6 protein-coding genes are annotated in these 10,486 nt (G+C 67.6%); 1 reads left to right on the forward strand and 5 read right to left on the reverse strand.

Annotated features, from left to right (window positions below):
* Positions 1-152 precede the first annotated feature (152 nt).
* Complete coding sequence (locus D588_RS0109530; RefSeq protein WP_017915811.1) at positions 153-707, reverse strand: RNA polymerase sigma factor; 555 nt, start codon at positions 705-707, stop codon at positions 153-155.
* 219 nt (positions 708-926) lie between these two features.
* Here D588_RS0109530 and D588_RS0109535 point away from each other — a divergent pair, with 219 nt between their 5' ends.
* Positions 927-3,812 (forward strand): EAL domain-containing protein, encoded by a 2,886-nt coding sequence (locus D588_RS0109535; RefSeq protein ID WP_017913416.1) that lies wholly within the window; start codon positions 927-929, stop codon positions 3,810-3,812.
* A gap of 716 nt (positions 3,813-4,528) precedes the next feature.
* Here D588_RS0109535 and D588_RS0109540 read toward each other — a convergent pair.
* From D588_RS0109540 to D588_RS0109555, 4 genes are all read right to left on the reverse strand, one after another.
* Positions 4,529-5,122 (reverse strand): TIGR00730 family Rossman fold protein, encoded by a 594-nt coding sequence (locus D588_RS0109540; protein ID WP_017915812.1) that lies wholly within the window; start codon positions 5,120-5,122, stop codon positions 4,529-4,531.
* A gap of 145 nt (positions 5,123-5,267) precedes the next feature.
* Complete coding sequence (gene lpdA, locus D588_RS0109545; RefSeq protein ID WP_017915813.1) at positions 5,268-6,704, reverse strand: dihydrolipoyl dehydrogenase; 1,437 nt, start codon at positions 6,702-6,704, stop codon at positions 5,268-5,270.
* Between the two features lie 150 nt (positions 6,705-6,854).
* Complete coding sequence (gene sucB, locus D588_RS0109550; RefSeq protein ID WP_017915814.1) at positions 6,855-8,069, reverse strand: dihydrolipoyllysine-residue succinyltransferase; 1,215 nt, start codon at positions 8,067-8,069, stop codon at positions 6,855-6,857.
* A 47-nt stretch (positions 8,070-8,116) separates the two neighbouring features.
* Positions 8,117-10,486, reverse strand: a 2,370-nt coding sequence (locus D588_RS0109555; protein ID WP_017915815.1) for a 2-oxoglutarate dehydrogenase E1 component, incomplete at its 5' end; no start/stop codon positions are given.

Consider the following 10,486-nt stretch of genomic DNA (forward strand, 5'->3'; position numbering starts at 1 on the left):
ATACTCCGGGACCTCGGCGGCTCCCGGTGCGACCGCCGCGCGCGCGGCAGCCAGGATCGCCGCATCCAGCGCCGGCGGCGGCAATGCCTGCCGGCCCAGGCGCAGGCGTTCGGCGAGCGCGCGCTCTTCCGGGGTCAGCGGTTCGTCGGCGCTCATCCGCCCAACCTCGCACGCAGTTTGTCCATCGCATAGCGCAGCCGCGACTTGACCGTCTCGCGGCCGACGCCGGTGATCTGCCCGATCTCGTCCAGGCTCAATTCCTGCTCCAGGCGCAGCAGCAGCACGTCGCGTTGCTCCTCGGGAAGCGCATCCAGCGCCAGTTGCAACTGGCGCCGTTGTTCGAAGGCGGACAACTGCCGCTCCGGGGTGTCGGGGTCCTGCACGCGCGCGGTGCGCAGGTCGGCGTCGGCCGGCGCCGGCGGGCGGTGCTTGGCCGCGCGCCAATGGTCGCCAAGCCGATTGTGGGCGATGCGCAGCAGCCAGGTGGTGAACGCGGCCTGCGGCTGCCAGTCCAGGCGTGCGGCGATCACCCGCTGCCACACGTCCTGGAACAGTTCTTCGGCCAGCGCCCGGTCGCGCAGCTGCCGCAGCAGGTATTGGTAAAGGCGGCCGCGATGGCGCAGGTACAGAGTCTCGAACGCGCGTGCGTCGCCGGCGGCATAGGCCAGCATCAGGGCTTCGTCGCTCGCGTCGACCGGGGCGTCCACGGCGGCAAGCCTAAGCGTTCGCCGGTCCGCCGCATAGTCGGGAGGCGGGGGCCCGGGAGAGGGCGTCGATGGCGGACATTCGGACAACATGGGTAGACAAACGCGTATCGCGGCACTTCGGGGTCGATCGGGCGTCGATCGGTGCATGCAACGGGTATGCTGGGGGTGAAAGGGCGAGCGTGGAGCAGTTCCGGGGGCCCTGCAGGAGAATCGTTGTCGATGCTGTTCAATTCGTCCGCCACCGCCCGCGAAGACGCTTCCGGCGGCCATGCGCCCGCCCGCACGGCGCAGGCCTTGTGCAGGCTGCTGCCGCCCGGCAGCGCCGTGGTGGTCGGCTGCGGCGACGGCGTGGTCGGGCGCCTCCACGGCGCCAGCGCGGAGGCGCCGGAGTGGTTGCAGGCGCTGGTCGCGCAGACGCTGGCCGCCACCGAGTTGCCACCGTCGACGACACCCACGGTGCTGCACGTGCATCGCACCGCCGAGGGGGCCTGCGTGGTCATCGGTGCGCAGGTGAGACAGCCGCTGGACGAAGCGTACCGCACCGCCTGGTGCGAGGCCGCGGTCGCCTTCGGCCTCAACCTGCTCGACACCGAGCGCATGCGCGCGCGCATCGAGGGCCTGGAGAAATCCAAGCAGCTGCAGCAGGCGCTGTACGAGATCGCCGATCTGGCCGGCGCCGATCTGGAAATGAGCCAGATGCTGCAGCGCGTGCATGCGGTGCTGGAATCGCTGATGTACGCGGAGAACTGCTACATCGTCGAATACGACGAAGATCAGCAGAGCATGCGCTTTCTGTACTTCTCCGACCGCCACGACGACTTCGTCGCCGATCCGGAGCAGACCTACTTCCTGCGCGACATGCCGCACAGCCTCACCGTGGGACTGCTGCGCCACGGCCGCGCGGTGCGTGGGCCCTCGGAGCAGGTGCGCGAACGCCTGCAGGTGGGCTACAACGCCGAACACGGCCCGGAGAGCCGCGACTGGCTGGGCGTGCCGATGCTGCGCGAGGGCCGGGTGTGCGGCGCGATCGTGGTGCAGAACTACGACTACGCGCTGCGCTACACCGACGCCGACCGCGCGCTGCTGGCCTACGTGGCGCAGCACGTGCAGACCGCGATGGACCGGCGCCATGCGCAGGTGCAACTGGAGCGGCGGGTGCACCTGCGGACCCAGGAACTGCAGCGCGCCAACCGCGACCTGCAGGACGAGATCCAGGAGCGCAAGCGCGCCGAGACGCTGCAACTGGCGCTGTTCCGCATCGCCGAGCTGGCGATCCGCTCGGAGAGCCTGCAGCAGTTCTACACCGAGGTGCACGCCATCGTCGGCGGGCTGATCGATGCGCGCAACCTGTACATCGCGCTGCTGTCCGACGACGACACGATGCTGGAGTTCGTCTACTCGGTGGACGAGTTCACCCCCTACCGGCCGCAACGGCGCCGCGGCCGCGGACTGACCGAGTACGTGATGCGGGTACGGCGTCCGCAACTGCTCGAACTTCCCGACATCGACGCCTTGCTGACGCAGGGCGAGGTACAGGAGTACGGCCAGCGCCCCTACAGCTGGCTGGGCGTGCCGCTGTTCGACGAAGGCGAGGTGATCGGCGCGATCGTGGTGCAGAGCTACATCGCCAAGGTGCGGTTCACCGAGCACGACCAGCGCCTGCTGACCTTCGTCGCGCACAACGTCGGCAGCGGTCTGGCGCGGCAGCGCGCGCAGGAACGGCTGCGGCTGGCGCACGCGGAGCTGGAGCAGCGCGTGGAGGAGCGCACCCGCGAACTGGCCGAGGTCAACGAGCAATTGCTGGCGCAGATCGCCGAACGCTGGCGTGCCGAGCAGCGCCTGACCCACCAGGCGCTGCACGATGCGCTGACCGGATTGCCGAACCGATCGCATCTGCTGGACCGGCTCAGCGAGGCGATCTCCCGTGCCCGCGGCGGCGGCAGGACCTTCGCCGTGCTGTTCCTGGATCTGGACCGGTTCAAGCTGGTCAACGACAGCATCGGCCACGCCGCCGGCGACGAGATGCTGGTGCAGGTGGCCAAGCGCATCGTCTCCACGATTCGCGGCCAGGACGTGGTGGCGCGCCTGGGCGGCGACGAATTCGCTGTGCTGACGCCGTGCGAGCACGGCCTGGACGGCGCGCGCGAGCTGGCGCGGCGCCTGCTGCACGTGCTCGGCCAGCCGATGTGGGTGGCCGGCCGCGAATTGTTCCCGTCCGGCAGCCTGGGCATCGCCGCCTGGCATCCGCGCTACCACAACGGCGAGGAGATGCTGCGCGACGCCGACGCGGCCATGTACCGGGCCAAGGCGCAGACGCAGGACCGCTGCGTGGTGTTCGACGAGGCCATGCGCGAGGCGGCGCTGCGCAGCCTCGATCTGGAGGCGGACCTGCGCCGGGCGATCAACAACCGCGACTTCGAGCCGTTCTACCAGCCGATCGTGCGCCTGCGCGACGGCGAGGTGATCGGCCACGAAGCGCTGCTGCGCTGGCGCCACGAAAGCCGCGGGCTGCTGGTGCCGAGCCAGTTCATCGACCTGGGCGAGGAGAGCGGCCTGATCGAGCAGGTGGACTGGCTGCTGTACGCGCAGGTGATCCGGCGCCTGGCGCAGAGCGAGGGCGGCTACGTCTCGGTCAACGTCTCGCCGCGGCATTTCCGCTCGCCGGATTTCACCGAGCGGCTGTTCGGGCTGATCGACACCGCGGGCGCCGATCCGCGTCGCCTGCGCGTGGAGATCACCGAGGTGGCGCTGCTCGACGACGCGCCGCGCACCCTGACCATCCTGCAGGCGCTGCGCGAGCGCGGCGTGCTGGCGCAACTGGACGACTTCGGTACCGGCTTCTCGGCGCTGTCCTACCTGCACCGCTTCCCGATCTCGGTGCTGAAGATCGACCAGAGCTTCGTCGCCGGCCTGCAGGACGAGGGCAGTACCGGCAGCCACGCGCTGGTGCGCGGCATTCTCGCCCTGGCCAGCACCCTGGGCATCGAGACGGTGGGCGAAGGCATCGAGACCGAACAGCAACTGGCGACCCTGCGCGAACTGGGTTGCGACTACGGGCAGGGCTATCTGCTCGGGCGCCCGGCCGCCGCGCCGCAGCTGCTTTGAGGCGATCGGGTGCGGAGCGCGGCGCCATGCGCCCGTTGGCCGCAGCGCGACGCGTTGCGGCGCGTTTGTTCGATTCGCGCCTCCGATGCTGGAGCGACTGAAGATGCCGCCATGGCAGGTTGCCGCGTAGGAGCGGCTTCAGCCGCGATGGGTTTTATCGAGCACGCCCGTCGCGGCTGAAGCCGCTCCTGCAGGACACGTCCTATCGGTATGGGCGGCGGTCTAAACGGTTCGCCACGCGCCAAGCGCTTGCCGTGGATCGGATGCGCCTGGCGCAACGCGTTGCGGCGCTTTTTGTCGATCCGCGCCGCAGGAACAATCGTGCGCCGGAATTCATGGCGCGTCGCCACGCGTCATGACGTTGCCGCTTTCGGCGTCTCAGCGCAACGCGTTGCGGCGCTTTTCATCAATCCGCGCCATCCAAGCCGTGATGCGCCGGAATTTCTAACGCGTCGCCACGCGCGAGGCGCTAACTGCCGATCGGATGCTCTCAACGCAGTGCGTTTCGACGCTTCTCGTCGATCCGCGCCGCAGTGGCGGTGAGGCGCCGGAGTCGGTAGCGCGTCGCCACGCGCATTGACCCCGACGCCCCTCAGACGCTCCTAGCGCAGCGCGTTGCGTCGTTTTTCATCAATCCGCGCCATGGAAGCAGTGAGGCGCCGGAATCTGTAACGCGTCGCCACGCGCCAGATGCTTACCGCCGATCAGAGATGCTCTCAGCGCAGCGCGTTACGGCGCTTCTCGTCAATCCACTTCGACGCCTGCGCCGGCGTGTACCCCCGCATCCAGCCCAGCATCGTGTCGATGTCGCTGCCGTACCACAGGTCGGCGCGCTGGTCCGGGTGCAGGAAGCGCTCCTCGACCATGCGATCGATCATGCCGATCAGCGGCGCGTAGAACCCTTCCACGTCGAGGAAGGCGCAGGGCTTGTTGCCGATGCCGAGCTGGCGCCAGGTCAGCATCTCGAAGATTTCTTCCATGGTGCCGAAGCCGCCGGGCAGGGCGACGAAGGCATCGGACAGGTCGAACATGCGCGACTTGCGCTCGTGCATCGAGCCGACGATCTCCAGCTCGGTGAGGCCGCGGTGCGCCACTTCCCAGTCCGCCAGTTGCTTGGGAATCACGCCGGTGACCTCGCCGCCGGCGGCGAGCACCGCATTGGCCACGGTGCCCATCAGGCCGACATTGCCGCCGCCATAGACCAGGCGCAGCCCCTGTTCGGCGATGCGCGTGCCCAGCGCGGTGGCACGTTCGACATAGGCGGGCTTGTTGCCGGCGTTGGAGCCGCAGTAGACGCAGATGCTTTTCATCGGGAATGGGGAGTCGGGAATGGGGAATAGGGAAAATCAAAAGCCGAAACGCATAACGCCGGACTCGGGCCCGGCGTTATGCAGTGGGAATGCAGTGCCGGGAATGCGCTTGCCATTCCCGATTCTCCATTCCCGTTTCCCGGCTTCAATTGGCCTTATGAATTGCCCGCTTGCTCACCGCCATGGCCGCGTCGTGGATCGCTTCGGACAGGGTGGGGTGGGCGTGGCAGATGCGCGCCAGGTCGTCGGCCGAGCCGTTGAACTCCATGGTCAGCACGCCTTCGTGGACCAGTTCGGAGACGCCGACGCCGACCAGGTGCATGCCCAGGACGCGGTCGGTCTCGGCGTGGGCGATGACCTTGACGAAGCCCGCGGGCTCGCCCATCGCCACCGCACGGCCGATCGCCGCGAACGGGAAGCTGCCGGCCTTGTACGGCACGCCTTCGGCCTTGAGCTGCTGCTCGGTCTTGCCGACCCAGGCGATTTCCGGCTCGGTGTAGATGACCCACGGAATGGTGTCGAAGTTGACGTGGCCGGGCAGGCCGGCGATCAGTTCGGCGACCGCGATGCCTTCCTCGAAACCCTTGTGCGCGAGCATCGGCCCGCGCACGCAGTCGCCGATCGCCCACACGCCGTCGACGCCGGTATGGCAGTGCGCATCGACCTCGATCTGGCCGCGCTCGTTGACCTTGACGCCGGTGCCGTCGGCCAGCAGGCCCTTGGTGGCGGCGCGGCGGCCGACGGCCACCAGCAGTTTGTCCACGTTGAGGGTCTTCTCGCCTTCGCTGTCGCTATAGGTGACGACCACTTCCTGCTTCTTGCCCTTGCCGGTGACTTCGGTCTTGGAGACCTTGGCGCCGAGCTTGATGTCCAGGCCCTGCTTCTTGAATTCCTTCAGCGCGGTCTTGGCCACTTCGGCATCGGCCAGGGCCAGGAAGTCCGGCAGCGCTTCGAGGATGGTGACCTCGGCGCCAAGGCGCTTCCACACGCTGCCCAGTTCCAGGCCGATCACGCCGGCGCCGATCACCGCCAGGCGCTTGGGCACTTCGGTGAAGTCCAGCGCACCGACGTTGTCGACGATGGTCTCGCCGTCGAACTTGGCGAACGGCAGTTCGATCGAATCCGAGCCGGCGGCCAGGATCACGTTGGTGCCCTTCAGCTCGACTTCGCTGCCGTCGTGCTGCTTGACCTTGACCACGTTGCCCGGCTGCAGTTCGCCGAAGCCGTAGTACGGGGTGATCTTGTTCGCCTTGAACAGCATCGCGATGCCGCCGGTGAACTGCTTGACGATCTTGTCCTTGCGCCCGACCATCGCCGCGACGTCGATCTTGGCATCCTTGAAGCTGATGCCGTGCTCGCCGAACAGGTGGCCCATGTTCCAGAACTGGCGCGAGGAATCCAGCAGCGCCTTGGACGGAATGCAGCCCACGCGCAGGCAGGTGCCGCCGAGCGCCGGCTTGCCGTCCTTGCCCAGCGCCGCGTCGATGCACGCGGTCTTCAGGCCCAACTGGGCGGCACGGATGGCCGCGTGATAGCCGGCGGGACCGGCACCGATGACGACGACGTCGTATTGTTCGCTCATTTCATTTGCTCACACGGGAATAGGGAATGGGGAATAGGGAATGGCAAAAGCGCTGCGCCTGCCGTTCCCCATCCAGGTCCAGGCGGGAATGCAGCAGCGGCGGATGGGCGCTGGTCCCATTCCCGTTTCTCCATTCCCGATTCCCGGCTCTTACAGACCGAACAGCATCCGGCCCGGGTTTTCCAGCTGGTTCTTGATGTCGACCAGGAACTGCACCGAGTCCTTGCCGTCGATGATGCGGTGGTCGTAGGACAGCGCCAGGTACATCATCGGCGCGATCACGACCTGGCCGTTCTCGGCGATCGGACGCTCCTTGATCGCGTGCATGCCCAGGATCGCGCTCTGCGGCGGGTTGATGATCGGGGTCGACAGCAGCGAGCCGAAGGTGCCGCCGTTGGTCACGGTGAAGGTGCCGCCCTGCAGTTCTTCCAGGCTCAGCTTGCCGTCGCGCGCCTTCTTGGCGTAGTCGGCGATGCCCTGCTCGATGTCGGCGAAGGACTGCCGCTCGACGTTGCGCAGCACCGGCGTGACCAGGCCCTTGTCGGTGGACACGGCGATGGAGATGTCGCTGTAGCCGTGATAGATGATGTCGTCGCCGTCGATCGAGGCGTTGACCAGCGGGAAGCGCTGCAGCGCGTTGGCCGCAGCCTTGACGAAGAAGCTCATGAAGCCGAGCTTGATGCCGTGGGCCTTCTGGAACTCGTCCTGCAGTTCCTTGCGCGCCGCCGAGACCTTGGCCAGGTTGACCTCGTTGAAGGTGGTCAGCATCGCGGTCGAGTTCTTCGACTGCATCAGACGCTCGGCGATGCGCTTGCGCACGCGGGTCATCGGCACGCGCTCTTCCGGACGCGCACCGGCGGCCTTGCCGGCGCCGCCGTTCTTGGCGTAGTTGAGGATGTCTTCCTTGGTCACCGCGCCGCGGCGGCCGGTGCCTTCGACCTGCGACGGATCCACGCCTTCGGTGATGGCGCTGAAGCGCGCGCCCGGCGGCAGGCTGGACACATCGCCGGCGGCCTTCGGCGCGTCGGCCTTGGCGGCCTTCGGCGCTTCCGCGGCGGCGGCCTTGGGCGCTTCGGCCTTCGGCGCATCGGCGACCTTGGCCTCGGCCGGCGCCGCAGCGGCGGTCGCGCCTTCCTCGATGATCGCCAGGATCTGCGAGCTGGTCACGGTGGCGCCGGTCTCGAACTTGATCTCCTTCAGCACGCCATCGACGGGCGAGGGCACTTCCAGCACGACCTTGTCGGTCTCCAGGTCCACCAGGTTCTCGTCGCGCTTGACCGCCTCGCCGGCCTTCTTGTGCCAGCTGGCGATGGTGGCATCGGATACGGATTCGGGCAGTACCGGAACTTTGACTTCGGTGGCCATTGCAGGGGGCGTCCTAGTGGTGTCTTTTTTGAAGTGTGAAAGGGGGTTTATTCAGCGACTTGGTCGTTGAACGGATTCAACAGCGCATCGGCGACCAGCTTCAGCTGCTCTTCCACGTGCTCGGCGAAGTGGCCGGCGGCGGGAGACGGCGAACGGGCGCGGCCGGCGTAGTGCAGGCTCTGTCCGTCGGCCAGGCAGGCCTGCAGGTGGTGCTTGATCTGGTACCAGGCGCCCTGGTTCTGCGGCTCTTCCTGGCACCAGACCAGGTCGGTGGCATTGCCGTAGCGCTTCAGTTCGGCCGACAGCAGCTCGCGCGGGAACGGATACAGCTGCTCCACGCGCAGGATGGCGACGTCGTCCTGGCCGCGCTTGGTCTGGTCCTCGAGCAGGTCGTAGTAGACCTTGCCCGAGCACGCGACCACGCGCTTGACCTTCTTCGGGTCGGCCTTTGCGTCCGGGATCAGGTGCTGGAACTCGCCGTCGGCCAGTTCCTCCAGCGTCGACACCGCCAGCTTGTGGCGCAGCAGCGACTTGGGCGTCATCACCACCAGCGGCTTGCGCGTGGACATGCGCATCTGCCGGCGGATCATGTGGAAGGCCTGCGCCGGGGTGGTCGGCACGCAGACCAGCATGTTCTCCAGCGCGCACAGCTGCAGGAAGCGCTCCAGGCGTGCGGAGCTGTGCTCCGGGCCCTGGCCCTCGTAGCCATGCGGCAGGAACAGCGACAGGCCCGAGATGCGGCCCCACTTGGCTTCGCCGGCGGCGATGAACTGGTCGATCACCACCTGCGCGCCGTTGGCGAAGTCGCCGAACTGCGCTTCCCAGATGCACAGCGCGTTGGGATCGGTGGTGGAGTAGCCGTACTCGAAGCCCATCACCGCCTCCTCGCTGAGCAGCGAGTCGATCACGGTGGCGTCTTCCGGGTTCTCCACCAGCTGCCGCAGCGGCAGGTAGTAGCTGTCGGTCTTCTGGTCGTGCAGGATCGCGTGGCGGTGGAAGAACGTGCCGCGGCCCGCGTCCTGGCCGACCAGGCGCAGCTTGTGGCCTTCGCCCAGCAGGGTGGCGTAGGCCAGGTTCTCGGCGAAGCCCCAGTCGCCCGGCAGTTCGCCGGCGGCCATCTTCACCCGGTCCTCGTAGATCTTGGCCACGCGCGGGTGAAGCTCGACGCCGCCCGGGATGGTGGTGATGATCTTGGCCAGCTGGTCCAGGGTCTTGCGCTTGACCGTGGTGTCGACCTTGTCCGACAGCTTGCCCGACAGGTACTTGGACCAGTCGATGGCGAATTCGTCGGGCTTGCGGGTCGCCAGCTCGGTGGTGTATTCGCCCGAGTCGAGCTTGTTGCGGTAGCCGTCGACCAGCGCCTGCGCCTCGCCGGCCTGCAGCACGCCTTCGCTTTCCAGCTGGGCGGCGTACAGCTCGCGGGTGGTCTTGTGCTTGCGGATGGTCTGGTACATCACCGGCTGGGTGGCCGCCGGCTCGTCGGCCTCGTTGTGGCCCCAGCGGCGGTAGCAGACCAGGTCGATGACCACGTCCTTGTTGAACTGCTGGCGGAAGTCGTAGGCCAGGTTGGCCACGAACGCCACCGCGTCCGGATCGTCGCCATTCACATGGAACACCGGCGCGCCGATCATCTTGGCCACGTCGGTGCAGTACAGCGTGGAACGGGCGTCGTCGCGGGCGCTGGTGGTGAAGCCGATCTGGTTGTTGACCACGATGTGCACGGTGCCGCCGACCGCGAAGCCACGCGCCTGCGACATCTGGAACAGCTCCATGACCACGCCCTGGCCGGCGAACGCGGCGTCGCCGTGGATGATCACCGGCAGCACCGACTTGCGCGCGGCGTCGCCGTAGCGCTCCTGGCGCGACCGCACGCTGCCGACCACGACCGGGTCGACGATTTCCAGATGCGAGGGGTTGAACGCCAGCGCCAGGTGCACCGACTTGCCGTCGGCCACCGCCACGTCGGCAGAGAAGCCCATGTGGTACTTCACGTCGCCGGTGTGGGCGCGGTCGTCGTGGGCGTGCTCGAACTTGCCTTCGAACTCGTCGAACAGCTTGCGCGGGTTCTTGCCCAGGGTGTTGACCAGCACGTTGAGGCGGCCGCGGTGGGCCATGCCGACCACGATGTCCTTGACCGTGTCGCTGCCGGCGCGCTGCACCAGCACGTCCATCATCGGGATCAGCGAGTCGCCGCCTTCCAGCGAGAAGCGCTTCTGGCCGACGTACTTGGTGTGCAGGTAGCGTTCCAGGCCCTCGGCGGCGGTGATCCGCTCCAGGGTGCGGCGGCGGCTGGCGGTGTCGCCGGCGATGTTGCCGCCCGCGTTCTCCAGGCGCTGGTAGATCCACTGGCGCTGTTCGAACTCGGAGATGTGCATGAACTCGCTGCCGATCGACCCGGTGTAGGTCGCCTTCAGCCA

This window comes from Xanthomonas sp. SHU 308 (genome assembly GCF_000364645.1).
Taxonomy (GTDB): Bacteria; Pseudomonadota; Gammaproteobacteria; order Xanthomonadales; family Xanthomonadaceae; genus Xanthomonas_A; species Xanthomonas_A sontii.

Bases quoted from the DNA above. Each gene is read 5' to 3' on its own strand.
- sucB (WP_017915814.1), bottom strand. From the start codon at position 8,069: ATGGCCACCGAAGTCAAAGTTCCGGTACTGCCCGAATCCGTATCCGAT.
- lpdA (WP_017915813.1), bottom strand. From the start codon at position 6,704: ATGAGCGAACAATACGACGTCGTCGTCATCGGTGCCGGTCCCGCCGGC.
- D588_RS0109535 (WP_017913416.1), top strand. From the start codon at position 927: ATGCTGTTCAATTCGTCCGCCACCGCCCGCGAAGACGCTTCCGGCGGC.
- D588_RS0109540 (WP_017915812.1), bottom strand. From the start codon at position 5,122: ATGAAAAGCATCTGCGTCTACTGCGGCTCCAACGCCGGCAACAAGCCC.